This window comes from Sorangium sp. So ce426 (genome assembly GCF_051475585.1).
GTDB classification, from domain to species: domain Bacteria; phylum Myxococcota_A; class Polyangia; order Polyangiales; family Polyangiaceae; genus Sorangium; species Sorangium cellulosum_B.
Window position 1 is genome coordinate 4,906,998 of sequence record NZ_CP150341.1, and the last position, 25,570, is coordinate 4,932,567.

Here is a 25,570-nt window from a genome sequence, read left to right on the forward strand (position 1 = left end):
GTCGCGCTCCGGTCGTGGGAATGCCGACCTGGCGCGGGTTCCTCAGGCATCCTCGGCAGTGCGCGGAGCGGACCCAGCGGGCAACCAAACGTACCTATCCGCGGCTCCGCTGGCAACCGGGGCGATCCGGCCGAGCGCTGATCCTCGATGACGGCGCGAGCGGGTCAACGCCTGTTCCACGTGATCGAGGCAGCTCTACCGCCTGCGAGGACAGCAGCCTGACCCGCAGTCGGGATCGAGCGCGCCGCCGGTTGACGTCCCGCGCCGGTTCGCAGTAAGGGGCGTTCCATGCATAGAGCCCTCGCCCTGGTTGCGCTGCCGCTCCTTGTCCTCGCGTGCGCCCCCGCGACGCCCCCGCCCGTTGCGCCGGCGGCGCCAGCGCCGGCCATCGCGGCGGCGGCGCCCGACGCCAGCGAGCAGCGTGCGCTGGGGGAGCAGCTCGTCGCCGCCTTCAACGACGCCTGGAACCGGCACGACATGGATGCGTTCGCCGCGCTTCAAGCGGAGGACGCCGATTTCGTGAACATCTTCGGGATGTGGTGGCATGGGCGGGAGGAGATCCGGACGAATCACGTCGGCATTCACAAGACCGTCTTTGCGAAGAGCCGCCTCGCCAGCGTGCGTGTCGAGACACGCTTCGTCGCGCCGGATCTCGCGGTCGTCCGCTGGGCATGGGAGCTGACGGGCGTCGTCACCCCGGATGGCCAGCCCGTGCCCGACATGCAGGGCATCCTTGTGCACGTGGCGCGGCGGGAGGGGGACCGGCTCCAGATCGTGACGACGCAGAACACGCAGGCCACGGCCGACGCGTTCCGCGCGGTGCGCGCCATGGATGCCCCGGCCCGACCCGCCCAGTAGCCGCCCGCGGGCGCGTCCGCCCTGCGAACGCGCCTACCGCACGAGCGCCGGCGCGCTCAGCGCGGCCGCGTCCGTCATCCCGGCCTGGACGCGCGCGTAGATGCCGCACGCCTCGCCGGCGATCAGGTAGATGCCGTAGTTGACCGACTCGCGCCGCGCGTTCTCCAGGGCGGAGAAGTACCGCTGCGCGATCCACCGCCCCTCCCGGGCCTTGGCCAGGGACGCGCGCCAGACCTCGTCGGGGGTGTGGCGCCCGAGGATCACCTCTTCTCCCTCGGCGCCGTAATCGCTCTTCAGGACCCACTCCTCGCGCTGCGCGAGGAGCAGCTCGGGGTGCACCGTCTCCAGCCGCGACGTCACCGGGACGTGACGCTGGATCACCGACTGCGCGTGCGGCGAGAAGCGGTGGAGGTGCTCCCACATGAACGCCATCGAGCGCTTGTTCTGCGGCAGCACGGCGCCGAGCGGGTTCAGGATCGCGGCGCGCCCGTCGGCCGCGGCGGACAGCACGGCGCCGAGCGGGCCGGCGAGCGGCTCGGCGTCGGGGATCTGCTCGTCGGTCCACACGCTCGAGCGCTCTCCCCACCAGTCCGTCTTGTAGTGGCGCAAGAGGACCGAGAACGGGACGTCGAAGAGCGACAGGCCGCGATCGTCGTGGCCGAGGTTGTACGGCGAGCCGAGGAGCACGGAATACCCGCGCTCCGTGAGCCAGCGCTGGTAGAGGCGGATGACCGAGAGGTCCTCGGTGAACTCCGTCGGATAAACGAAGCCGAGGCGCCGCGTCGCGGCCTCGCCGAGGAGCGCGCGGGCGACCTCGTCCACCATCGCGCAGAACCGGGCGCCGAGCTCGCCGTTGGGGTCGCGCGCGCCCGGGTGATCCGGCGCCGCGAGCGCGCTCAGCACGACCGCCTCCGCCTCGCCCGTCGGCGTGTCGCAGTTCAGCTCGGCGATCGCCGGGCCCTCGTCCGTCAGGAAGACGTCGGCGCGCGCGATGCCGTGCCACAGCGGCTGTGACGAGAGCCACATCGCCTTCTGACACGGCGTCAGACAGAAGAAGTCGTCGAGCAGCGACGGCTCGTCCGCGACGATCAGGCAAAGCTCGTTGTAGACCGCCGCGACCTCCTCGGCGGCGCGGTACAGGGCGCGCTGCTCGGCGGCCGTGACGAACACCGGCTCCTCGCGGAAGCGCGGGGCCCCGTCGAACCAGGGGTCGGTGATGAGGCCCGTGTCGACGATCTTCGCGGCGAAGGCGTCGTAGGCGCGGTCAGCGGAGGTCATAGGAGGCGCGCGATGGCGATCGAGGTCGCGAGGTAGGTCGTCGCCTCGAGCGCGCCGAGCCCCTCGTTGCGGTCGGCCGCGATGCCCGCGTCCAGGCGGCCGCCGCGCAGCGCGAGCGGCGCGCCGAGCAGCACGCTCTGCACGAGGAGCTGCCGCACGGGGTAGAGGGCGAACAGATAGAGCAGCACCCCGCCATAGCCCTTCAGCGAGATGAAGAGACCCTCGAAGTCGCCCTCCAGCGCCCGCGCGATGATGATCGCCACGGCGATCGAGGCGCCGGCGTAGCTCAGCGCGGCGGCGAGGTTCTCTCCCTGGATCTGCTCGGCGTCATCGTACGTGGTGAGCGCCCGGAAGAGCGAGATGAACACGTGCAGCGTGATCTGCGCGAGGACGAAGAAGCCGAGGGAGATCGCGAGATCGCCGAGATCCTTGCCCGCGATCGCGCGCGAGGTGATGAGCCCGGTCGCCACGTAGTGCGCGCCCGCCGCGAGCCCCGCGGCCGCGTTGCCGCGCTCGATCTCGGCCGGGAGCCGCGCCCTGAGCAGAAGGCGGATCCCGAGCTGGCCGGTCGCGAGCACGAGGAGCAGGCCCACGACGGCGAACGCGCTCACCCAGAGCAGATCGCGCGCGAAGCCCTCGCCCTCGAGGCAGTTCTTCACGGCGTTCGCGGCGACGAGGAACACCGCGAGGACCTGGCCGACCGTGAGCAGCCGGCGGGCGGCGTTGCTCTCCGTGAGATCGCGGGCGGCCGTATGCGCCGGTGAGAAGACCCTCTGCCCGATGCGCAGCAGGGCGAGCAGAGCGAGCGTGGTGCCCAGCCCGAACCCCATGACGTAGGACAGATCCATGGGACGCACGCTACAGAACGCGCCGCGCCCTCACAAGCCCAAGCCTCGCGTCACGCCGCCGCGAGGCGCAGGCGGGGTTCGGGGTTTGCGGGGCGCCCCGGGCTTTGTGATATGGGTAGGCCTGCCGGGCCGTGACGCCCCGGCTCCGGCGGCGGACCCATGGTCGAACCTCCTTGTGACTCCGGTATCCAGGGCATCTTCGGGCGACCCTCTATCGATCTCGAGCCGTACCTCGACCTCGCCCCGCTCGGCGAGATCCACGACGAGATCTGCCTCGGGCTCACGCAGGTGCCGATCGATTACACCGGCGGCAGCCACCGCGCGATGGGCATCATGCCGCCTTCGCGCAGCGGCGAGGCGTTCGCCGACTACGGCGAGGTGATCCGCGGCCTCGACGACGAGGAGTTCGCGACGTTCCAGCGCCTCTCGGACGACCCTTCGTCGATCGAGAGCTCCGCGCGCGCCGCGCTCGAGTTCGGCGAGGAGCGCGAGATCCCGCTCTCCCGGCGGCAGATGCTGTGGCTCAAGTTCCGCCATGGGGTGTATTTCCCCTGGAAGGTTTATGTCGAGCTCATCCCGAACCGCTACTGGAGCGACAAGAGCCGGAGTGAAGGCAAGGACTTCACCCGCCTGGCGAAGTCGTTCTTCCCGAGGACGATCGCCTACGTGAAGCGCCTGCCTTTCGCGTCGATAGGGCGCTGCAACATCATGGGTCTCGAGGCCAACGATCACGGCACGGTGCACCGCGACGGGGAGGGGAGAGCGCCGGACAGAGAGCCCGACCACTTCATCACGCTCTGCCCCGCGGGCAACAAGCGCCTGTTCCTGTGGGACGAGCGGGCGCGGCGGAAGACGGCGGTCGCCGGTCGGGCCTACTGGTTCAACGATCACGATTACCACGGCGTCGAGGCGGACCCGTACTTCAGGTACTCGGTGCGCGTCGACGGCACCTTCACGCCGGAGTTCATCGAGGCGCTCCGGCGCGACCACGCCAGGGCGGCCGGCGTCGCGCCGCCCGCGCCGGCCGAGCGCGCGCCGCAGGGCGCCGGGGAGGCCGCCGCGTGAGCCGGATGGACGAGCCGTTCGAGCGCGCCGAGGTGCTCGACAAGCCCGGGATCGTCGGGGCGCGCTGGTGGCACAAGGGCCTGGCCGACGCGCCGAAGGACGCGTCGCGGCGGAACGCGATCCTGGCCGCGCTCGGCGCGGTCGGGCTCGTCGGCGTGGCGGCCGCGATCGCCGTGGCCGCGGACGGGTGCTCGGACGATGAGACCGCGGTGCAGCGGAAGCGGGCGCTCGACATGCAGCGGACGTTCGGCTGGAGCTTCGGCGCCGCGCAGGAGAGCGTGACGTTCGACGGCGAGTCGAAGAAGCCGTTCGATCGGGCCGCGCTCGCGAGGATGTCCACCGACCTCAGGCCGGCGGACGAGGGCGCGCGCGCTTACTACGTGCCCGCGCTGTTCGAGTCGCCGTCGGCCGTGCCCACGCTCGTCGCCGAGGGGGATCCGGCGCCCATCACGCCGCTCAGTACCGTGCTCCGGCCGATCTTCACGCCGGCGATGGACCGCGCTTACCGGAGCGGCAAGGCGCTCGCATCGCTCCTCCTCGCCGCCCGGACGGACAGCGGCCTTCGCCGCGACATCGCGGTCATCGTGGATCTCGACGGCCCCGAGTCGGTGGCCTTTGCCGCGGGCGCGGCGGAGGCGTTCGACCCGGTGTTCACGTTCGACAACTGGCCGCACCCGCGGGGCGTCGTCAAGGCGCACCTGACGCTCGCCGCGGCGGCGTACTACCAGCCGCTCTTCGCCCGCTCCGTCCCCGGCCCCCGCGCGACGATGTTCGTCCTCGATCGACAGCGGCTCTCGCCTTATTCGGACGACGCGACGCAGTTCGACAACCGGCATGTCGCGAGGCTGCCGTCCGCCGATGCGCTCTGGGACCGAGGGGTTCGCCATGTGCTCTATGTGGTGCCCACGGAGAGGGACACGACCGAGTCCGACGACCTCAACGACGACCTCGTTGCGTTCCGGTCGCGCCGGCTCGATGTCGGGTTGATGGCCGCGAACGTCTTTGCCGCCGACCCGGCGGAGCCGAAGCCCGCGAACGAGACGGAGGACTGGCCTCCTTACTACTATGGCGGCCGCGCCGCGTCGCACGGCTGGTTCTGGATCGACTATCCGTGGGGGCCGCCCCCGCGCCCGGCGCCGGTCGAGCCGGGCGCGCCGAGGCCGGCCAAATCGTACGTGCCCGCGCAGCGCGCGACGGCGTTCTCGAGCGGCGCCGCGTCGAGCGGGGGGTCGCCGAGCCCGGACGGCTTCGGGACGGTGCCAGTCGTCGTGGCGCTCGGCACCGGCGTGATCCTCGGCGCGGCCCTCAGCCGGAGCGGATCGTGGAACCGGGCTTCGGGCGGATACGGAGGTTGACCGTGGAGCACTCGATCTTCGCGATGGAGGTGTGCGCGCGCATGGACCCCGGGAGCACGCTGCAGCGCGCGCTGCACGATGCCGTCCAGGTCCAGTTCGAGAAGATGAGCCTGCAATACAAGTGGTACCAGTACCGCCGCGCGCAGATGGCGCTGCTGTCCAACCTGCACGCCATCGAGAAGGGGTGCTGGGACTACTTCGACGACGACTCCCGGGCGCTCAACGATTACGGCATGTGGTCCCGCGGCATGATCACGGAGGAGGGCGCGCGCAAGGGGCCGTCGGGGACGCCGGACCCGTACCGCGGCCAGCCCCGCTACCTGACCTTCACGATGGCGTTCCTGCTGATCCAGGGCTCACCCACGGATCGAATGCTCCGCACGGTCTGCGACATCCCCAAGGACCGCCTGTGGCGCCGCGACGTGTTCGGCCACATCCTCCAGAACCTCGGTCACGTGAGCTTCGCCAGCGTGAAGTCGGATGTCATCTACCTGATCCCGCGGGACGAGGGCTGGGCGCTGACGGCCGAGGACCTGACGGATCCCAAGTTCCACTACCTGCGTAAGATCGTGTAACACCGTGTAGCACTGCCTTAAAATGGCGAGCTGGAATCACGGATCGTGCGCCAGCAAACGCCTTGTGCAGGGCCGGCACGTCGAGGCGGCGGGGCTCACGCGGGGGCTTGTCGAAACGTGCGTGGTGTGGTGACGTGATCGCAGGGGGATCTCTGCCCTGGCGCGCACCAAGCCAGCGCGTCGCCCGTCGTTGTCTGGTGGGTTGAGCGAGGTCAATGCGTGATGGAGGAAACCGAGCTGGACACGATCGCGGCGCTCCGGAGCGAGAACGACCGCCTCCGGCAGCGCGTCGCCGAGCTCGAAAGGGAGCGCGGGAGCGACGACCCGGATCTCTGGTTTCGCCTCCCGTATCGCGAGATATTCGAGCACTTCCCCATCGGCATCGTCGTCCGTCGCGCGGATGGCGCGTCCATCGGCGCCAACCGGCTACATTATGCGGCCACGGGGGTCGAGCCGCCGACGCCGGAGACCAAGCTGCACAACATCCTCCACGACGAGCAGGCCGTCGAGGGGGGATTCGCGGCGGGGTTCCTGCGCGCGGCGCAGGGCGAGATCGTCGAGCTGGAGCCGAAGCTCGTCGACGTGTCCCGCGTGGGCTTGCCGGGCGCCTACGACATCAAGCTATGGATTGACACGCTCTTCTTCCCCGTCACCGACGAGGCCGGCGCGAAATACGTCATCGAGACGCACCGCGACGTGACCCGGCAGCAGCTCGAGCTCCTCGAGCGCCAGGCGGCCGAGGAGGAGAACCGGCGGCTGCAAGAGGAGATACAGCGCACGCGGGAGGCCGCGCTGCGCGCCCTCTCCACGCCGCTCATCCCCATCGCCGAAGGCGTGCTGGCCATGCCCCTCGTCGGCGATTTTGACAGGGATCGCGCCCGCCAGGTGCTCGAGACCCTCCTCGACGGCGTGGTCCAGCGCGGGGCCCGCACGGCGATCCTCGACGTCACCGGCGTCACCGGCGCCGGGCAAGAGGTCGCCCAGGGGCTGGTCCAGATCGCCAAGGCCGTGCGCCTGCTCGGCGCCGAGGTGGTGCTCACCGGCGTTCAGCCGCAGATGGCCCGGGTCATCGCCGCCATCGAGGAGAGCCTCCACGACGTCGTCGTCCGCAGCACCCTCGAGAGCGGCATCGACCACGCGCTGCGGGCACGCCGGGCGACCGGGCGCTGAGGGGCCGCCCTCGGGCGCAGATGGCGCTGCTGTCCAATCTGCACGCCATCGAGAAGGGGTGCTCCAAGGACCGCCTTGGGCCTGAACCGAGCAGAATTTCGAACCCTCAAGGCACCAAGGGCGCCAAGATCTCGTCTTCTTCTTGGCGTCCTTGGCGCCTTGGCGGTTCATTTCTCGCTCGCTCAAGGAAATCGGCGTTCTACGGGGTATGTTTCTGTAAATTTTCATTGACGCTGCGTGATGCCGCCGGCGCGTGGGATTGGCCGGCAGAGGTGAGAGCAGCAGTCGGCCGCTGCCTTACCAGGCGTCGATCTCGTTCGAGAGCGGCACGCGCGCCGGCAGGCCGAAGAGGCGCGCGGCGAGCTGCGCGGAGAGCCCCGCGGCGAGCGCGTTGTACGCGCTGGCGTCCTCGTCATAGCGCCGGCGCTCGATGCTCACCCGGTTGTCCGCGCCGGCGAGCTCCGCGTCGCGCTCGGGCGAGGGCGCCGCGCCCTCGTGGCGCGCGCGGGTGCGCTCCCGGCGCTCGACGACGTTCTCGACCTGCGCCCTCCTGCGTTCCACCTCGGCGCGCCCCTGCTCCAGCGAGGCGCGCGCCGAGAGGAGCAGGCCGCCGAGCACCAGGGCGATCGCCGAGAGGGCGGCGCCCGCCCAGCGGAGCCGCCGCCGGGCCGCGGCCCTCCGCGCCGCCTCGCGCTGCCGCCGCGCCGCGAGTTCCTCCACCGCCCGGCGTACGTGGCGGGGTGGTATCTCGAGCTCGGCGCCGACGCGCTCGAGATCCTCGATGCGGAGCCGATCCTTGTCCGCCTCGGCGAGGCGCGCGGCGAGCGCGATCACCTCGTCGACGTCCTCGTAATCGACCTTCCTCGCCTGCTCCGCGTCGAGCTCTGTCGCACGCTCGTTCATCGACGTTCCTCCTACCAGCTCGAGCTCGCGCCGCCGCCCCCGAATGATCCGCCACCGCCGCTGTAACCGCTGCTCGATGACGACGACGACGAGGAGGAGGACGAGGAGGACGAGGACGAGGAGTACGACGAGGTCGAGCTCGAGGCGGAAGACGAGCCCGACGACGCGGCCGGGCCGCTGGCGGGCAGGAGCGTTATGGCCGGGAACAGGCCGAACAGGAAGCACATGAAGAGCGCCAGGTAGAGCGACACGTCGACGGAGCTGACGAGCCCGAACAGACCGGCGCCGAACGGGACGACGACGGCGATGGCGATGGCAGACAACCTCACGCGCCGCAGGAAGGGTTCCTCCCGCGCTCTCTTCAGAAACAGGCTCCGTCCGGCGACCAGGCCCATCAGCGTCGCGATGAGCATCACGCCGAGGAGCGGGCCTGCCTGCTTCGTCAGGTAGGTCGATGCGGCGGCCTGGGAGAGCGCCCCGTAAGCCGATACCGACACGAACGCCGCGAGCCCCGGGACGACCAGGAAGGCGAGGACGGCCGTGGCGGCGATAAGCAGTTTCCCTCGCCGGCCCGCCATGTGCCCTTCGAGATCGCCCAGCGCCGCAGGGGAGCGCGGCGCGCGCCGGACCACGAAGCCGAGCAGGACGCCGAACAGCGCACCGAGCGCGTAATGCGCGATGTAGCGCGCCTCGATGTGCGTCGACGGTGACCCGAGCAGCGCCAGCGTCCCCCCCGGCCCCATCTTCTGGTCCGCCGTGAGGGCGACCAGCCTGCCCATCACGAAGCCCGCGGCGCTGCCGTACTGCGAGCGCCGGAGGTCGTCGCGGGACGCGTCGAGGATCGCGCGGCACACGCCGTCGGTCAGGATGTCCTCCAGGCCGTAACCCACCTCGATGCGCATCCGCCGGTCGTCGATGGCCAGCGTGTACAGCACCCCGTTGTCCTGCTTCTCCGTGCCCCCGCCCCAGGCCTCGGCGATCTCCAGCGAGTAATCCTCGATGGGCACGCCGCCCGTGGTCCTCACGAGCAGGACGGCGATCTGCACGCCGGTCCTCTCGCGGTGCGCGAGGAGCTTGCGCGCGAGGTCGTCTCGCTCCTTCGGCGTGAGCACGCCCGCGTGGTCGTTCACCGGGGCCTGGATCGTCACGGCCGGCGCCGCGAGCGCGTATGATGCCGTGAACAGGATCACAAGCACGCCGAGCGCTGCGGCGAGGAGGTGCCGCACACCGCGGCCACTCCCCACCACCGTTCCCACCCCCGGCCACCCTCCCAGTCGAATCGAGCTCATCCGGCCATGGAGAGCCCGGGTCGAGGGGAGAAGCAACACCGAAGCCCGGATCGGGCGCCACGGCATTGCGTCGTGACGCCGCCCATCTGCAAGGGGAAAACAATTTCCACACGCAAAAACAATGCTGAGTAGTTTCGAATAATTAGCGACTGTGTCCTGCATGGGTGGCGGTCAGCGGGCGGACGCCGTGGAGGCTGCGCGCGAGCCGTCGGGACGCGCCTGTGTGGTCCTGGCGGTCGCGGGTCGTCAAGGGCGCGGCTGAGCTCTATCTCGACCGCGAGGGTACGAGGCCGCGACCGCCGGGAGCGGCGAAGCTGCGGTCGAGCAGGCACAGGGGCAGCCGTTCGATCTGGCGATCACCGACCTGCGGATGCGGGCAGGATGCCACGCTGCGGCGGCCCGAGCGCGCCCATGCCCGCCTCGACGCCGCAGCCGCGCTCTCTGGCCCGAGGCCTGTCTGCTCAGGCGCTTGGGTCAAGGTTCCGGCGGCACGGTCGTGGACGGGTGCGAGAGCCGCGGAAGCGAAACAGTGAAGGTGGTGCCGTGCTCCCGATCGCTCATGACGTCGATGGTGCCGCCGTGGGCTACGACGATCTGCCGGGCGATGAAGAGCCCGAGCCCGAGCCCACCGGATACCCCCTGCGCTTCGGCCTCGCGCGCGCCGCGCCGAAACGGCTCGAAGAGACTGGGCAACAGCTCCGGCGAGATCGGTGTGCCCTGGTTGTTCACCGCGAACACCACGTGCTCCTCCTGTCCCTCGATGGAGACGTGAACGGGCGTAGATGGCGCGCTGTAGTGGATGGCGTTGCTGAGCAGGTTGGACAAGACCTGGGTGAGCCGATCGGAGTCCCAGACGCCGCGCCCGTCGCTGTGCCGTCTGTAGACGATGACACGCTCGGGGTGGAGCAACTCGAGCTCGTTGAGCACCTGACGACAGATGTCGTGCAGGTCGGTCGGCTTCGGGTCGATGGGGATGCCCCGGCCGGTGCGGCTGCGCGTCAGGTCGAGCAGGTCGTTGATCATCCGCGCCATGCGGTCAGCGCAACGGGTGACCCGCGCGAGCATCTTGCTGCTCCCCTCCGGCATGTCCTCGCGCTTCTGCAAGAGCGACGCGGCCATGTGGATCGACGAGAGCGGATCGCGCAGGTCATGTCCGAGGATGGCCACGACGCGGTCGCGAAACTCGGCGTCCTTGCGTAGCTCGCTGCTCGCCTCCTGCTCCATCGTCACGGCGACGGTACTCATGGCCGTGTCGATCGCGGTGTGGATGAGCTGCGCCGGGCCACCTTCGAGCGCGATCGGCGCGGAGCGGCACTCCTCGAGGAGCCCGGCTCGAAAGAGCGAGAGCTCACGCAGCGCGTGTTCCAAACGGTAACGACGGACGGAACGCGAGCGCGCGTGTTCCTTCGCGGCCGAGCCGCTGCCCAGGGATCGGCCGTGCGCCTCTCCCCCGGCTTGATCGACATCGGGTCGCATGAGAGCGTCAATGATCTGGTCGAGCAGGGCCGGGACGTGGTCGAGCAACTCCGGCTCGCTCAGCCGGCTCGCTTCGGGCACCTCTGGGTCATCGAGCACGCGGCGAGCCCATCGTTGAATCAGCGCTTGTTTATGGTCGCGGAGAAACGACGCGAGCTGCAACGATCGAACGGAGTCATCAGCTTTCATGTTGGGCATGGCAGGCAGGCGAGCTCGCGAACGTGAGGCGCTCCGGCGCCCTCGCGAGCTCAACATCGAAGCTTTGCACAGACGCTCGAAATAGCTCCGACGTTGTGGCGCGGAGTTGGTGGGCGTGGACCTCGGCGTCACCGCTGGCGCTGGACTCGTTGCCGTGGCGGCTCGCCGGCTCGACGATGCCGAGCTCTGCCAGGCCGACCCGATCGCCCGTCAATGTGGCGTGGCCGTGGTGGGTGTGTAGCGAGCTTGGGAGCGCTGCTCCTCAGCGCGCGCGAGCTCGTCGGGCACGCCGGTGCCGAGCTCCTGGAGCGCGAGTTCCTCGGGTGCGTCGGCTCCTGGCTAGCGAACAGTCAGCCGCTCCGCGCTTGCCCGGGTGGACATCGACGGTCCGAGCTCGCCGGCATCCATCGCGACCCCGCGGCCGCTCCGTGCTCGAGGACCTCGACGCCGCGGCGCGCTGTCTGCTCGGGGCGCCATGCACGCGATGCCGACGCCGGCCCCGAGCTCGCCGGCATCCGCCTCGACCCGCGGCCGCTCCGACCTCGACGGAGTGGACATCGACGCGGCCGCGCCGACCTCGATCGGGTGGACGTCGCGGAGCGCGCTGACGGCGCCGGTTGCTGCTGACTCGGCCGTCGGTGCGATGCGCGACTCGCTCTGCGCGCCCACGCGCGACGGGTTGCGCGTGCGGACGAGCGACCTACGCGCGCGCTTCGTTGAGCGCGGCCTTGATGATCTGCAGCAGATCCTCGAGGTGGATGGGCTTGTGGACGATCCGGAACGCTCCCTCTTTCGAGCAGCGCATGGTGGCTTCGTCGGAAGCGTAGCCCGTCACCACGATGACCGGCAGGTTCGGATGGATCCGTTTCAGGGCGACCAGGGTCTCATAGCCACCCATGCCCGGCATCCGCAGGTCGGTGATCGCCAGATCGAACGGCCGCCCCTGTGCCTGCTCGACCGCACTTTCGCCGCTCTCGGCGGTAGCGACATCGTACCCCTCGCCGGAGAGGAACATCTCCAGCGCCTCTCGAATGTCTGGCTCATCGTCAATCACCAGGACCCGCCGCCTGTCAACCGGATGCCCGCTCGGGTGTGCGTACACGTTTCCTCCTCGCTCCGGCCTTCGCCGACAGCATGAAATTCAGGCCCGGGTTTGCTGCGGGACCGAGCCGACGCCGTGGCCACACCCGCCACGGCGTTGCTGAGGATGACCTGTCCGAAGGCGGGAAGCTGCTGCGGCCGTGACAGGCGGAACCGTGGCGCTGCGAGCCGCTGTGGCCGCAACCCCGGGCGACCCGCGAGCAATACACGTAGGGTCAAGATAAGGTGCAACCGCCTGCGCTCCTCGGCTCTCGGGCAAGCCTCGGCCCGTCTGCTCGGACGCTAGGACGCGACGCCGCGACGCCCCGAGCTCGTCGACGCCCGCCTCGATGTCGCAGCTGCGCTCTCTGGTCTGCGGCCTGGTTGCAGATGCCCGGGTCAAGGTTCCGGCGGCGCGGTCGTGGACGTGTGCGAGAGCCGCGGAAGCGAAACGGTGAAGGTGGTGCCGTGCTCCTGATCGCTCATGGCGCCGATGGTGCCGCCGTGGGCTATGACGATCTGCCGGGCGATGAAGAGTCCGAGCCCGAGCCCGCCGGAGGCGCTCTGCGCTTCGGCTTCGCGCGCACCGCGCCGGAACGGCTCGAAGAGCCTGGGCAACAGCTCCGGCGAGATCGGCGTGCCCTGGTTGTTCACCGAGAGCACCATACGCTCCCCCTGTCCGTCGATGGTGACGTGAACGGGTGTCGATGGTGGGCTGTAGTGGATGGCGTTTCTGAGCAGGTTGCACACCATCTGGGCGAGCCGATCGGAGTCCCAAACGCCGCGTCCATCGCCGTGGTGGCTGTAGAGGATGGCACGCTCGGGGTGGAGCAACTCGAGATCATTGAGCAGGTGGCGGCACATGTCGTGCAGGTTGGTCGGCTTCGGCTCGATGGGGATGCCTCGGGCGCGGCTGCGCGTCAGGTCGAGCAGGTCGTTGATCATCCGCGCCATGCGGTCAGCGCAACGGGTGACCCGCGCGAGCATCTTGCTGCCCCCCTCCGGCATGTCCTCGCGCTTCTGCAAGAGCGACGCGGCCATGTGGATCGACGAGAGCGGATCGCGCAAGTCGTGTCCGAGGATGGCCATGACGCGGTCGCGAAACTCGGCCTCCTTGCGTAGCTCGCTGCTCGTCTCCCGCTCCATCGTCACGGCGACGGTGCTCATGACCATGTCGATGGCGGAGTGAATGAGCTGCGCCGAGCCACCTTCGAGCGCGATTGACGCGGAGCGGCACTCCTCGAGGAGCGCGGAGCGGAAAAGCGAGAGCTCACGAAGCGCGTGATCTAGGCCGTACCGACGCACGGCACGCGAGCGCGCGTGTTCCTTCGCGGCCGAGCCGCTGCCCAGGGCTCGGCCACACGCCTCTCCTCCTGTTCGCACGACATCGGGTTGCATGAGCGCGTCAATGATCTGATCCAGCAGGATCGGGACGTGGTCGAGCAATTCGGGCACGCTCAGCCGGCTCGCTTCGGGTACCCCCGGGTCGTCGAGCACGCGGCGAGCCCACCGTTGGATTAGCGCTTGCTTGCGGTCATGGAGAAGCGACGCGAGCTGCAGCGATCGGCCGGGGTCATCCGTTTTCATGTTGGGTATGATAGCCGTGCCAGCTCGCATACGTGGAGCGCTCCGGCACCCTCGCGAGCTCGATTCCCGCAACATCACCGCTCGCGCTGAGCTCGTCACTACGGCATGGCAGAGCTCGTTGATGCCGAGCTCTGCCATGCCGTCGCACGCGGATCTCGTCGTGAGCGACAGCGCAGAATTCGCCGGTGTGCGCCTCATCTCGCCCGCCGTGCAGCGCTCGACCATTCGACGGCGAGCGCACGAGCTTGCTGCCGATGAGCTCGGCGCCGGCGAGCGCCACCGGCTCGACCTCACGCGCCGACGCGGCCGTGCGGGGCACCTGCTTCGGCGACGTCACATTGCCCAACCGGGCGCCGGGCCCCGAAGCTCTCTGACCAGCAGGGGGCCGCGCCAAGCTCGCGCTCGATCTCCTCGTACTTGGCATCGCTCCCGAGCTCAGCGAGTGACACGAACCGGGTCGAGTTCGCCGACGTGCGCCTCGACATGGCCGCCACGTCCGCAGACCTGCGGCCTGCCTGCTTGGGCGCCGTAAACGCGACGCGGGCGACCTGGCACGAGCTCGTCCGGCACTCCGCTCGACACCACCGGCCGCGCCGACTTCGTGGACGTTGACGCCGGCGACGGTCCCGAGATCGCCGGCATCCCCCTCGACGCCGCAGCCGCCTCGAGCTCGGCCAAGCGGACATCGACGCCGGCGCGATCTTGCGCTCTCCGACGTGCGCCTCGACGGCGGTAATCTCCCGCGCACCCGCGATCAGTCGCGTCTGCTCGCACGCGGTGGCCCTGCGTGGTTCCCTTGCAAGATCAGCGCGTTCCGGCGAATGTGCAGACAAGCCCCCCGTGTCAGAGAAGTTGTCGCCCGATCTGATCCGCTTACGAAGAGTCAGGTCACCACGTTCGGGGAGCGGAGACAGGCTTTGAGGTGAGAGAGTACTCAGAATCCTTCAAAAGAAAAATCGTCCAACGGCTCCTCGCCCCAGGAGGACCGACGGCGGTGGCGCTGTCGGCCGAGACGGGGGTGCATCAGACGACGCTCTCGCGCTGGCTTCGCGATGCTCGTAGCCTCGCGCCCATGTCCGACGACGCTCGCCGCTCCGCGCCTGTGCCCCCCTCTGCCGCTCGCCGCCCCGAGGACTGGAGCCCGGAGCAGAAGCTGCGCGCGGTGACGGAGGCGGCTGCGCTCTCGGAGCGGGAGCTCGGCGAGTTTCTTCGCCGCGAGGGGCTGCACGAGGCGCAGCTCGCCGAGTGGCGCAAGGCCGCGTTGGAGGCGCTGGGAGGGCCGGCCAAGCCAGGACCCAGCCCGGCCCCGTCACGGCGCGTTCGGGAGCTGGAGAGGCAGCTGAGGCGCAAGGACAAGGCGCTGGCCGAGGCGGCGGCGCTGCTGGTGCTCCAAAAAAAAGTCCAGGCCCTCTGGGGGGACGGGGACGACGACACGGACCCGGAGACCGACAGGTGACGCTCGCGCTCATCGACGAGGCCGTGCAGGGCGGCGCCACGCTCGAGCCGGCCTGCCGTGCGCTCGGGCTCAGCGCGCGGACCGTTGCCCGCTGGCGAGAGGAGGCCGGCGGCGAGGACGGCCGAGCCGAGCCGGACCGCGCCACGCGCCGGCGCACAAGCTGACCGACGCCGAGCGCCGGCGCATCGTCGAGACGGCCAACAGCCCCGAGTTCCGTAACCTCTCGCCCAAGCAGATTGTGCCGCACCTGGCCGATCGTGGCGTCTACATCGCTTCGGAGTCGAGCTTCTACCGCGTCCTGCGGGAGCAAGGGCTGCTCGCGCACCGCCATCCGGCTCGACCGGCGAGTGCCCATCGTCCTCGCGAATTCGTCGCCAAACAGCCCAATCAGGTTTGGTGCTGGGACATCACCTACCTGAAGAGCGCGGTGCGCGGAGAGTTCTACTTCCTGTACCTGGTGGTGGACGTCTATAGCCGCAAGACTGTCGGCTGGTCGGTCGAGACCGAGGAGTCGATGCTGGCTGCCGCTCGCCTCGTCGAGCAGACCTTCGGCCGCGAGAACGTGGGCTCTGGCTGCCTGGTGCTGCACGCGGACAACGGCGGCCCGATGAAAGGCTCGACCATGCTCGCCACCCTCCAGCGCCTGGGCGTCGTGCCCTCCTTCAGCCGCCCTCGCGTCAGCGACGACAACCCCTACGCCGAGGCCCTTTTCCGCACGCTCAAGTACCGGCCCGAGTACCCACGCCGCCCGTTCGCCACGGTCGAGCAGGCGCGCCACTGGGTCGAGCGCTTCGTCGCCTGGTACAACGGCGAGCACCTGCACAGCGGCATCCGCTTCGTCACCCCCAACGACCGCCACCAAGGGCACGACGGCGCGCTGCTCGCCGCCCGCCACGCCCTCTACCAGCGGGCCCGCCGCAGGACACCCCGGCGCTGGACCGGCCAGACTCGCAACTGGACGCCCAGCGGCCCCGTCACGCTCAACCCTCACACCCACGAGGCCAAAGCACTCATGACGACCTGACCGAGTTGCCGGACAACTATCTTGACACCCCCCGCACCGCGTTGCAGCGATGCCGCCCACACGCGTTGAGACGTTTGCGACCAAGGCGGCAGACATTTCTTAGGCGCGCCTCCGCCGACGCGTGCGTCTCTCGACGAGGTGAGGACCTCGACGGTTCCGAACTCGCCGGTGTGAGGCCGCCGCGCCGCGCTCGATCAGGTGAAGATCACCGGCCCCGAGCTGGCCGGCGTCCACGCCGCAGCCGCTCCACGCTCGTGGACCTCGATGGCGCGGCCGCGCTGTCTGCTCCGCCGCCACGGAGCGTGAGGCCGGTGATGGTGCCGAGCTCAGAACCTCGACCGCGCGGCCGCGGTGTCTGCTCCGCTGCCATGTGGCACGACACCGGCGCGATCCCGAGCTCGTCGCTAGCGTCCATCTCGACGCTGCGGCCGCGCCGCCCTCGGCCAGGTGGACAACGGTCCCGAACTCGCCCACGTCCACCTCGACGCCGGCCGCGCTGCGCTCGGCTTGGCGGACATCGACCAGGCCGCGCCGCGCTCGTCCTGGCGGGCCGCGACGCCGGCGCGCGCGCTGAGTGTGCCGCCATCACGGCCACGCCACGGCCAAGGGCGCTCGGCGCGTGGAGCCACGCAGGGAGATTGCGACGCAATTACGCGCGCTTGTGCGCAGCGGCCCCGTAGGGGTGTATAACCCCGGAGCAGATAGCAAGGCCGCGTTCCTCGCTCCGGAGCGGCCGCGCGAGCTCGCCCCGCTCGACGGTCGGGCCGTGGGATCGCCGGAGGGGTCACCCAGCACACCGAGCTCACGTGATCGGGTCCCAGCGAACGCCAGTCAAGGCACGGTGTCACGTGAGGACCGGCGTCCCCTTGGTCGCACGCTACATCAGACTTTAATGCCGTCGCCCTCGTCAGGCGCCGACTCTGGTACTGTGCTTTAACGCTCTTTAAAATTGAACGGAAAATGAAGGCTTCGCTCTGGCGGGTTTGCGGTTCGGTGCTTTTGTTGACGCATGAGCTCGCGGCGCTGGTACGAGCTCGCGTGCGGAGTTGTCCGCGCGCCGAGCCACGTCCTGGAAGAGTGTTTCCAGATGAACAAGCAGACCCGGTGCCACCTGCGCGCGATCGCACGGCTGCACCCCGAGATCGGCAACCTGTGTGATCAGCTTGAAGCGCCCTGGAACGCCGTGCGAAGGATCGCGCACGCGCCGGGGGCGGCGGCGCAGTGGGAGCGCGCGGCGCAGGTGCTCGGTGAGCACGTGGAGAAGCGCCGGGCGACGGCGCCGCGCCGGTCGAGGCTGGAGGCTGCGCGCCTGGAGGCGCTGAAGCGAATGGGACCGCCGATGGAAGGGGAAGGAAAGCTCGCAAGCAGCCTGCGAGCCGCGTGGGAGGCGGCGGAGCGCGGGACGGCCGCGGTCCCAAGCCCACGTCCGGGCGATCGGCATGCTGGTCTGCGGTGCAGCGCTGCCCGGCGGGAAGCGCGCCAGTCGAGCACATGAAGCGGCGTCGCGTTGGACCTTCGCTGCGTACATCTCCCGTGCGTGCCTATCGCGCCCCCTCGCCGATCCCATTCAGGGAAACGGAGCGTCTCGACCTGGATCCCGTCCTGCCCCGTTACCATCTCGCCCGACCAATCCCTGCGAGTGCCGCCCTTGCGCTGCGGTCCCAGCTCGTTCATGACGCCTTCCCGCGTGAGCTGGTCCTCGTCGAGATACGCGATTCCGATCGAGTCACCGCCACGCAAGGGGCCGCCAAAGCCGCCGTCGCCCCCTTGGCGCAGTCGCGTCAGGCTCGCCGTAGACCCATGCACCCCTCTCTGGGTACGCTGGAGCATGGCCGCGGTCGTGCGTGTCCTGGCATGCGACCGTCAGCGCGCCATCATCGGCGGCGGCCTGCCTCACGGCGCCGCGACGGGCCGCGCTCGGGCGCGACGGTGGCACGGGCCCGCAAGCGCAGCTCCTCCAGCGTGGCCGATAACGCGCCATCATCAGCGGCGGCCTGCCTCACGGCGGAGGCGACGGGTCGCGCTCGGGCGCGATGGTGGCGCACGGGCCCGCTCGCGCAGTTCCTCGCGCGCGGCCGTCGGCGCGCCGTCATCGGCGACCTGCCCTGCGGCGCCGCGACGGGCCGCGCTCGGGCGGAAGTTGCGCACGGGCCCGCTCGCGCAGTTCCTCGCGGGGCGGTGGCACACGGCGCGCTCGCGCAGTTCCTCGCGGGGCGGTGGCGCACGGCGCGCTCGCGCAGCTCCTCGCGCGCGGCGGGTGCCCAGGCGCCGAGATGTCGCTATGCTCTCTCCCTCGCACCGAGCACAAACCGCGCATCCCGCCGCTCGCGCGCCAAGCGGGCGGCCAGCACGAGGCCCATGGACGTCGCGGCTCAGATCGTCAAAGCCTTGAAGTCTGCCGGCTATGGGCAGATCGAGGCGGTCGCCCGCACCAGGTCGGGTGCGGTGTTCCGGGCGGTCGCGCCGCCGGACGGGCGCGCCGTCCACTCCGTGATTCTCAAGATCCACACCGACGAGAGCGAGGGGCCCGACCGAGAGGCCGCGGTGCTCCGTCGCCTTGGGCGCACCTTTCAGCTCCTCACCCTCGGCGGCACGCGGTACCTGGAGACGCCAGATATCGGCGGCGTCTCCGTCGCCAGTGTCTGCGCCCGGCGGCGACTCGCGATCGACGAGGCGCTCGTGATCGGCGCCAGGCTCGCAGGCGAGCTGTCCAAGGTGCACCGCTCCCACGTCATCCACAAGGATGTCAATCCTTCGAACGTCGTGTGGAACGAGCGCACGGGCGCTGTTCAGCTGATCGATTTCGGTGTCGCGAGCGAGCTGCCGCTGGAGCAGGCCGAGCTCGCGCAGCCGTCCCAGATCGAGGGGACGCTCGCCTACATGGCGCCCGAGCAGACGGGCCGCATGAACAGGCCGCTCGACGCCCGGGCCGATCTCTATGCGCTGGGCGTGACGCTGTACGAGATGCTCACGGGCCGCCGGCCCTTCGAGACGAGCGACCCGCTTGATCTTGTGTATTGCCACCTCGCGCGCGTCGCCGCCCCGCCGCGCGAGGTCGACCCCCGTGTTCCCGATGTCGTGTCCGACATCGTGCTCCGCCTGATGGCCAAGGAGCCGCCAGATCGCTACCAGACGGCCTGGGGCGTCGAGGCGGACCTCTGCTCGTGCGTCGAATCATGGCGCCGCGCGCGCCGGATCGAGCCCTTCCCGCTCGGTCGGCGCGATGTCCCGGATCGGCTGGCGATCCCCCGCCGGCTGTACGGTCGCGATGAGGAGATCCAGGCCGTCGCGCTCGCCCTGGAGCGCTCCTCCGCCGAGGGGCGCGCGGAGCTCGTGCTCGTCGGCGGACCGCCAGGGATCGGCAAATCGGCGCTTGCCCACGAGCTGCTGCGCCCCATCACGGGCAAGCGCGGGCTGTTCGCCGCGGGCAAATGCGACAGGTTCCAGCGCGCGACGCCGTACGCCGTCCTCGCCAGGGCGCTGCAGGACGTCGTACGGCACCTGCTCGGGGCCGAGCCCGACGCCGTCGCGTCATGGCGGCAGGCGCTCCTCTCCACGCTGGGCGAGAACGGCGCCCTGGTCACCGCGCTCGTGCCGGAGCTCTCGCTGCTGGTCGGGCCGCAGCCTCCGCTGCGGGAGCTCGAGCCCGTGGAGGCGCACAACCGCTCGACGCTGGTGCTCCGCAGGTTCGTGCGCGCGCTGTGCCGAGACGACCAGCCGCTGGTCCTGTTCCTCGACGATCTCCAGTGGGCAGACGCCGCGATGCTCGGCCTGCTCTGCGAACTCGCCGCCGATCCGGACCTGCGCTTCTGCTGCATGATCCTCGCGTACCGCGACAACGACCTCTCCGAGGGGCACCCCCTGCGCGCGGCGATGGATCGCATGCGCGACGGCGCTGCGAGGGTCACCTCGCTCGCGCTCTCGCCGCTGCGCGAGCGCGACGTCGTGGAGATCGTCGCCGGCGCGCTGCGGGCGCCGGCCTCGCGCGCGGCGAGCCTCGCGCGCATCGTGGAGCGGAAGACAGGGGGCAACCCGTTCGTCATCGGCCAGCTCCTGCAGCGGCTGCACCGCGACGGCGTCATCACGTTCGACCCGGCCGGCGCCTGCTTCACGTGGGACGAGGCCCGCGCCGAGGCCGCGCCGATGGCGGAGAACGCCGCCGAGCTGCTCCGCGCGCGGCTCGGCGAGCTCTCGCCGGCCGCGAGGGAGGCGCTGCGTGTGGGCGCGTGCCTCGGCGATACGTTCGACCTCGGCACGCTCGCGGCCCTCCGCCGCGCCGCCGCGGAGGAGACGCTCTCGGATCTGCGGGAGCCGGTGGAGGCCGGGATGCTGATCCCGCTCCGCCTCCGGGCGCCCGCTGGCCACTCCTCGGGCGCGACGTTCGCGTTCGCGCACGATCGGATCCGGGAGGCGGCCTATGCGCTCATCGAGGAGCGGGATCGGCCCGCTGTGCACCTCGATCTCGGACGGCGGCTCCTCGCGATGACGCCGGCCGAGCGCCTGGACGAGCGCCTGTTCGTGATCCTGGACCAGCTCAAGGCGGGGGAGGCGCTGCTCGCGGAGGAGGGGGAGCGGATCGAGGTGGCCCGGCTGTTCCTGCGCGGCGGCCAGCGGGCGCTCGGCGCGGCGTCGTTCGAGGTGGCCGAGACCCTGCTCGGCGCGGGCACCCGAGTGCTGGGCGAGCAGGGCTTCGCGCGGGCGCGCGAGCTCGCTGCCTCGCTGTACCGGGCAGCGGCGCTCGCGGCCTGCCTCGTCGGCGATTTCGACGGCGTCGAGCAGCTCGTCTCCGCGCTCTCCGCCCATGCGGACTCGGTCCTCGACGAGGTCCAGGCCGACGGGCTCCGCATCCGGAGCGCGCAGGCGCAGGACCGCCGCGCCGAGGCCGTGCGCGTGGGCTTCCGCGCGCTCGGGCGGCTCGGGGTCACGTTCCCCGAGGAGCCCGCGGCCGAGGAGGTGCAGCGTGCCATCGCGGCCATCCTCGAGCGGCTCTCGGGAAAGGCGGTGGAGGAGCTCGCGGCGCTGCCGCCGATGCGCGATCCAGGCGCCCTCGCCGCCATGGGGATCATCCGCCAGCTCATGGCCGTGGCCTTCCTGGTGGCGCCGGCGCACTACCCGCTGCTCGTCACCGAGGGCGTGCGGCTCTCCATCGAGCGCGGCAACGCCCCATCGTCCGCGCAGGCGTACGGGAATTTCGGCCATCTTCTCTATGTCATGGCGGGCGACGCCGAGGGCGGTGCGGCCTTCGGCCGGCTCGCGATGGAGGTGATGACGCGGCTGCGAGCCCGCGAGCTCGTCGCCATCGTCATCCCGCTCGTCGAGGGTCTGCTCCACCCGCGCACGGCGCACTTCCGTGACGCGCTCGCGCCGCTGCGCCTCGGGTACCAGGAGGGACTGGCGCACGGCGATTTCGAGTCGGCGACCTACTGTGGCGTGCTGTACGGCATGTACGCCTACATCAGCGGCGCGCCGCTCCGCGGGCTCTCGCAGGAGATCGGGGAGCTGCGCCGCTCCTTCACGCTGCTCCACCAGGAGCCCATGATGCGCCTCATCAAGGCGTCCCAGCAGGCCATGTTGAACCTCCTCGGGGCGGGCGGGCAGCCGACGGTCCTGAAGGGCGAGGCGTTCGACGCGGAGGCGGTGCGCCCCGCTCTGGAGGCCGCCGGCGACTCGTCCACCCTGTTCAATGTCGCCTTCCATCGCACCTTGCTGCTCGCCCTCTTCGGCGATTTCCAGGGCGTCCTCGACGAGCTCGATCGGGTCGGACCTCATCTCTCGGCCGTGCGCACGCTCCCCATGTACACCCGGGTTCAGATCCCGGAGGCGCTCGCTTGCCTGATGCTCGCCGCGGAAGAGGCGGGGGAGCGGCGCGCTGCGCTCGTCGAGCGCGCCGACGGCATCCTCGCCGAGCTGCGGCAGGCGGCACGGCACGCCCCGATGAACTTCGGACACCACGTCGCGCTCATCGAGGCGATGCGGTCCGGGATCCGGGGCGAGCACCCCTGGACCACGGCCAGGCTCTACGATGAAGCCGTCACCGGGGCGGAGGCGCAGGGCTACGTGCAGGACGCCGCGTTCGCGTGCGAGCTCGCCGGCCGCTTCTGGCTGGCGACGGGCAAGGCCTTCCTGGCGCGCGCCTACCTGGAGCGCGCGCGGCGGCTCTACGCCCGGTGGGGCGCCGTGGCCAAGGTCGCGCAGCTCGAGCAGCAGTACGCGAGCCTCCTGCCGATGCACGCCCCCATGGGCGCGCTGATCACGACCTCGCAGGCGCCGGCCGTCCTGCTCGACGCGGCGTCGCTCTTCAAGGCGTTGCACGCCATCACGAGCAGCCTGACGCTCCACGAGCTCCCGACGCGCCTCCTCTCCACGGTCATGGAGAACGCCGGCGCGCAGCGGGGGGCGCTCTTCGTCGAGCGGGAGGGCGCGCTCGTCCTCGAGGCGGCCGGCGACCCGTCCCGCGGGGCCGTCCGCGCGGGGGGCGTACCCGTCGAGCGCGCCGGCGATCGCGCGTGCCTGTCCGTCGTGCGCACGGTGGCGCGGACCCGGGCCCCGATGGTCCTCGAGGACGCGCGCACGTCTCCGGCGACGCGCGACGATCCCTACGTGGTGTCGCGACAGACCCGATCCATGCTGTGCGCCCCGGTCCTCTCGGGGGGCGCGCTGCGCGGCGTGCTGTACATCGAGAACGACCTCGCGACGGGCGCGTTCACGGCCGAGCGCGTGGAGGTGGTCGGGATCCTGTCGGCCCAGGCCGCCGTCGCGCTGGAGAACGCGTTCCTCTACGACGACCTCGCGCGCCTGCTGGAGGAGCGGACGCGCCTGCTCGCGCTGGCCGAGGAGGGGGTCCGGGCGCGCGACACGTTCCTCACGCTCGCCGCGCACGAGCTGAGGACGCCGCTCACGCCGCTCCTGATGGAAGTCCAGGTCCTGCTCCGGGACGCGCGCGCCGGCGGGACGAAGGCCGGGGGGCCGGAGCGCGCGGCCACGAAGCTGGAGCGCGCCGTGCGCCAGATCGCGCGCCTCGAGCGGCTCGCGAACGATCTCCTCGACGTCGCGCGCCTCTCCGCGGGCCAGCCGGAGATGCAGATGGAGCCGGTGGATCTGTCACAGGTCGTCCGCGACGTCGCCGCGAGCCACGCGGTGGCGCTCGAGCACGCAGGCTCGACGCTGTCCCTCGCGGCGGAGCCGGGGGTCGTGGGCGTCTGGGACCGCGCGCGTCTCCGGCAGGTGGTGGACAAGCTGCTGTCGAACGCCGTCAAGTTCGGGGAGGGGAAGCCCATCGTTGTCCGGGCCGAGGGCGACGGCGATTGGGCCCGGCTCGTCGTGCGCGACCGCGGCGCCGGCATCCCCCGCGCGACGCAGGCGCGGCTCTTCGGGCGGTTCGAGCGCGGCGTGTCGGAGCGCCACTTCGGCGGGCTCGGCCTCGGGCTGTGGATCGTGCGGCGCGTCGTCGACGCGCTGGGCGGGAGCATCCGGATCGAGAGCGAGCCCGGCGCGGGCGCCACGTTCATCGTGGAGCTGCCGCGCGAGCCCATGCGGGATGGCAGCCGGCCGGGCCCGAACGCGCGGACGAACCGACAGGCCCCGTCGGACGCGCCTCACAGCCGCGCCGGAGGGGAGACGGGGTGATGTCTCCCGCCGCCCGTCTCCACGGGAGGAACCAGCGTCAGATGATGCAGCGCTTCAATGTCATCGTGTTGGGCAACTCTTCCCCCGAGCGGCCCCAGACGCGCCGCGCGGCGCCCCCAGCAGGAACGCGGCGTCAAGAATGAGGGGGCACACGCCGGCGAGATCGGCGCCACCGTCGGCCAGCCCGCCGGGACGGGCGCGTCGGTAGCGCGACGAAGCAACGCGCGCGGCGGCGGAGCTCGGATACCACGTCGTGGAGCTCGGGCGCCGTCACGGCGCCGTCATCGGCGGCGGCCTGCCGCACGGCGAGGCGACGGGCCGCGCTCGGGCGCGTGGCGCACGGCGCGCTCGCGCAGCTCCTCGCGCGCGGCCGTCAGCGCGCCGCCATCGGCGGCGTGCCTGTGCTTACTTGATGATCTCCTGCTCGGAGGTGAAGGCGTGCCGGATCCGGCAGCGTTTCAACGCTCACCGTCGACAATTGACCGGAGTTCTGGCACGCCGGACATCCGCACTTTTAGGCGGCATCCTTCGCCGCACTTCGGGCATCGCACGTCGTCTGGCATCATAAACGACGCGCCAAGCTGGACCAGGCTGACGAGCACCATAGTGACTCCCAGAATCCCTATGACGAGATCCACGCCCGGATTGTCGAGAAGTGCCCCGCTCATCGCAAGGCTAAGCATCGCCAGCAGCGACGACGTGCCGACCGCCGACCATCGATAGCGTAGGAGCATATGAACGGATCCTGCGCCGGGCTACTTGGAGTCAACAACGATCTTGAGCTTTGCGACCATGCTGTTTATGATGTTCTCTGAATTCGCCACAACGGCAACCCAGCTTCCCGCTGGGAGCTCGCCAGTGTGAGAGTACGAACGAATCTTCAGTCCTTCAAAGCTCGGAATGTGTCGAAACTCCTTTTTTTGCCTTGAAGTTCTCAAGCTGGGCGGAATTCATGAGAAGAACGCGAAATCCCTTGTCGGTGTGCTTGATGCCTTGTGCGGTAATCTGAACGGGCCTAGGCGATGGTAGCGAGAAACCCCTTGCCTGCCATCCGTCAGCGTCCGCGGTGTTCGAGATCGGCACCGGCGAGACCTGCTTCGAGCGCATCGAGGATGGCGCCACGCGCCCGGTGATGGCCGGGCCCCAGGGGGGATATCACCTCTGGTTCGCCGTCGGCTGCAGCGATTGCGGGGCGAGGGGCCGCGTGCGGTACAGCGTCAAGGACCCTGCGACCGGGGACCTGTTCCCGCCGGGCGTGCCGCAGGAGGGGATGATCGAGCTCCTCCCCGGGGAGTTCCCGCACGCGTTCGGGCTCATTGCGTTCCGCCCCGGAAGGCAGTGGGAGCCGGCCGCCGTGCTCAAGGAGGGGACCCACGTGATCCTCGCGGCGGAGGCGCGCAACGACGACGGCTCGAGGAAGCACGCAGCGCAGGTGGAGGTCGTCCTCGGCGCCACCGTGGCGTGGGGGCTGCCATGCAGCGACGATCCGGCGATCTGCGACGCCCCCGTCGGGGCGCCGTGCTGCACCGATTGAGCGATGCGGCCGCCGAGGGGAAGGTAAGACGAAACGATTCGAAGAGTCCGAGCGCGTCGCCATGCGCTCTTCGAGCCCATCGGCGGCCGGTCGGACGTAATCGTCACGATGGCTTTCGACGGCAGCGGCAGCGCGACGTGGAGATCAGGTTTTTTTACGAGCAGTCCTTCGAGGAGATCATCGCGCGCTCGGCTGCAGTGAGGACGGCGCGAAGGCCACCGTCCACCACGGGATCAAGGAACTGCCGA

General features: G+C 70.5%; 17 protein-coding genes and 1 pseudogene. 9 read left to right on the forward strand and 9 right to left on the reverse strand.

The features are described from left to right. Positions 1-288: 288 nt before the first annotated feature. A complete protein-coding gene (locus WMF44_RS18130; RefSeq protein WP_437300371.1) occupies positions 289-858 on the forward strand; it encodes an SgcJ/EcaC family oxidoreductase in 570 nt (189 codons plus the stop codon). Positions 859-891: 33 nt separating this feature from the next. On the opposite strand, the gene WMF44_RS18135 is transcribed toward WMF44_RS18130, so the two are convergent. Together WMF44_RS18135 and WMF44_RS18140 are read right to left on the reverse strand one after the other, a co-directional pair. Then, positions 892-2,136, reverse strand: coding sequence for a glutathionylspermidine synthase family protein (locus tag WMF44_RS18135; RefSeq protein ID WP_437300372.1), 1,245 nt, complete (start codon positions 2,134-2,136; stop codon positions 892-894). Next, complete coding sequence (locus WMF44_RS18140) at positions 2,133-2,984, reverse strand: DUF350 domain-containing protein (protein ID WP_012235974.1); 852 nt, start codon at positions 2,982-2,984, stop codon at positions 2,133-2,135. Before WMF44_RS18140 ends, WMF44_RS18135 begins: the two co-directional genes overlap by 4 nt. Positions 2,985-3,143: 159 nt before the next feature. On the opposite strand from WMF44_RS18140, the gene WMF44_RS18145 reads away from it, so the two are divergent. From WMF44_RS18145 to WMF44_RS18160, 4 genes are all read left to right on the forward strand, one after another. Next, positions 3,144-4,049 carry a hypothetical protein gene (locus WMF44_RS18145; protein WP_437300373.1) on the forward strand — a complete coding sequence of 302 codons (906 nt, stop codon included), beginning with the start codon at positions 3,144-3,146 and terminating at the stop codon, positions 4,047-4,049. 5 nt (positions 4,050-4,054) lie between these two features. Then, positions 4,055-5,404 (forward strand): hypothetical protein, encoded by a 1,350-nt coding sequence (locus tag WMF44_RS18150; protein WP_437301577.1) that lies wholly within the window; start codon positions 4,055-4,057, stop codon positions 5,402-5,404. Positions 5,405-5,406: 2 nt separating this feature from the next. After that, complete coding sequence (locus WMF44_RS18155) at positions 5,407-5,979, forward strand: hypothetical protein (RefSeq protein WP_437300374.1); 573 nt, start codon at positions 5,407-5,409, stop codon at positions 5,977-5,979. A 222-nt stretch (positions 5,980-6,201) separates the two neighbouring features. Further along, positions 6,202-7,149 (forward strand): STAS domain-containing protein, encoded by a 948-nt coding sequence (locus WMF44_RS18160; RefSeq protein WP_437301578.1) that lies wholly within the window; start codon positions 6,202-6,204, stop codon positions 7,147-7,149. Between the two features lie 297 nt (positions 7,150-7,446). Here WMF44_RS18160 and WMF44_RS18165 read toward each other — a convergent pair whose 3' ends face one another. From WMF44_RS18165 to WMF44_RS18190, 6 genes are all read right to left on the reverse strand, one after another. Continuing rightward, complete coding sequence (locus tag WMF44_RS18165; protein ID WP_437300375.1) at positions 7,447-8,052, reverse strand: hypothetical protein; 606 nt, start codon at positions 8,050-8,052, stop codon at positions 7,447-7,449. An 11-nt stretch (positions 8,053-8,063) separates the two neighbouring features. Next, a complete protein-coding gene (locus tag WMF44_RS18170; protein WP_437300376.1) occupies positions 8,064-9,278 on the reverse strand; it encodes a TPM domain-containing protein in 1,215 nt (404 codons plus the stop codon). A 537-nt stretch (positions 9,279-9,815) separates the two neighbouring features. Continuing rightward, a complete protein-coding gene (locus WMF44_RS18175; RefSeq protein ID WP_437300377.1) occupies positions 9,816-11,147 on the reverse strand; it encodes an ATP-binding protein in 1,332 nt (443 codons plus the stop codon). Between the two features lie 568 nt (positions 11,148-11,715). Further along, positions 11,716-12,117: a response regulator gene (locus WMF44_RS18180; RefSeq protein ID WP_437300378.1), complete on the reverse strand. Its 402-nt coding sequence runs from the start codon at positions 12,115-12,117 to the stop codon at positions 11,716-11,718. A gap of 377 nt (positions 12,118-12,494) precedes the next feature. Further along, a complete protein-coding gene (locus tag WMF44_RS18185) occupies positions 12,495-13,682 on the reverse strand; it encodes an ATP-binding protein (protein WP_437300379.1) in 1,188 nt (395 codons plus the stop codon). Beyond that, on the reverse strand, positions 13,669-14,019 hold the full coding sequence (locus tag WMF44_RS18190) for a hypothetical protein (RefSeq protein WP_437300380.1): 351 nt from the start codon (positions 14,017-14,019) through the stop codon (positions 13,669-13,671). Before WMF44_RS18190 ends, WMF44_RS18185 begins: the two co-directional genes overlap by 14 nt. A 585-nt stretch (positions 14,020-14,604) precedes the next feature. On the opposite strand from WMF44_RS18190, the pseudogene WMF44_RS18195 reads away from it, so the two are divergent. From WMF44_RS18195 to WMF44_RS18205, 3 genes and pseudogenes are all read left to right on the forward strand, one after another. Next, a pseudogene (locus WMF44_RS18195) lies at positions 14,605-16,162 on the forward strand (IS3 family transposase). Between the two features lie 1,087 nt (positions 16,163-17,249). After that, entirely contained in the window at positions 17,250-17,657 is a 408-nt protein-coding gene (locus WMF44_RS18200; RefSeq protein WP_437300381.1) for a hypothetical protein, read from the forward strand. Positions 17,658-18,520: 863 nt separating this feature from the next. Next, positions 18,521-23,788, forward strand: a complete 5,268-nt coding sequence (locus WMF44_RS18205) for an AAA family ATPase (protein ID WP_437300382.1) — start codon at positions 18,521-18,523, stop codon at positions 23,786-23,788. A gap of 458 nt (positions 23,789-24,246) precedes the next feature. Here the strand turns inward: WMF44_RS18205 and WMF44_RS18210 are convergent, their stop codons facing one another. After that, positions 24,247-24,522, reverse strand: a complete 276-nt coding sequence (locus WMF44_RS18210; RefSeq protein ID WP_437300383.1) for a hypothetical protein — start codon at positions 24,520-24,522, stop codon at positions 24,247-24,249. Positions 24,523-24,854: 332 nt separating this feature from the next. Here WMF44_RS18210 and WMF44_RS18215 point away from each other — a divergent pair, with 332 nt between their 5' ends. Beyond that, positions 24,855-25,322, forward strand: coding sequence for a hypothetical protein (locus tag WMF44_RS18215; protein ID WP_437300384.1), 468 nt, complete (start codon positions 24,855-24,857; stop codon positions 25,320-25,322). Positions 25,323-25,570: the final 248 nt, after the last annotated feature.

What these genes read in the sequence shown, in the direction of transcription:
- WMF44_RS18130 (WP_437300371.1), top strand. Translation starts at nt 289, where the DNA reads ATGCATAGAGCCCTCGCCCTGGTTGCGCTGCCGCTCCTTGTCCTCGCG.
- WMF44_RS18135 (WP_437300372.1), bottom strand. Translation starts at nt 2,136, where the DNA reads ATGACCTCCGCTGACCGCGCCTACGACGCCTTCGCCGCGAAGATCGTC.
- WMF44_RS18140 (WP_012235974.1), bottom strand. Translation starts at nt 2,984, where the DNA reads ATGGATCTGTCCTACGTCATGGGGTTCGGGCTGGGCACCACGCTCGCT.
- WMF44_RS18145 (WP_437300373.1), top strand. Translation starts at nt 3,144, where the DNA reads ATGGTCGAACCTCCTTGTGACTCCGGTATCCAGGGCATCTTCGGGCGA.
- WMF44_RS18150 (WP_437301577.1), top strand. Translation starts at nt 4,055, where the DNA reads ATGGACGAGCCGTTCGAGCGCGCCGAGGTGCTCGACAAGCCCGGGATC.
- WMF44_RS18160 (WP_437301578.1), top strand. Translation starts at nt 6,202, where the DNA reads ATGGAGGAAACCGAGCTGGACACGATCGCGGCGCTCCGGAGCGAGAAC.
- WMF44_RS18165 (WP_437300375.1), bottom strand. Translation starts at nt 8,052, where the DNA reads ATGAACGAGCGTGCGACAGAGCTCGACGCGGAGCAGGCGAGGAAGGTC.
- WMF44_RS18185 (WP_437300379.1), bottom strand. Translation starts at nt 13,682, where the DNA reads ATGAAAACGGATGACCCCGGCCGATCGCTGCAGCTCGCGTCGCTTCTC.
- WMF44_RS18200 (WP_437300381.1), top strand. Translation starts at nt 17,250, where the DNA reads ATGAACAAGCAGACCCGGTGCCACCTGCGCGCGATCGCACGGCTGCAC.
- WMF44_RS18205 (WP_437300382.1), top strand. Translation starts at nt 18,521, where the DNA reads ATGGACGTCGCGGCTCAGATCGTCAAAGCCTTGAAGTCTGCCGGCTAT.
- WMF44_RS18210 (WP_437300383.1), bottom strand. Translation starts at nt 24,522, where the DNA reads ATGCTCCTACGCTATCGATGGTCGGCGGTCGGCACGTCGTCGCTGCTG.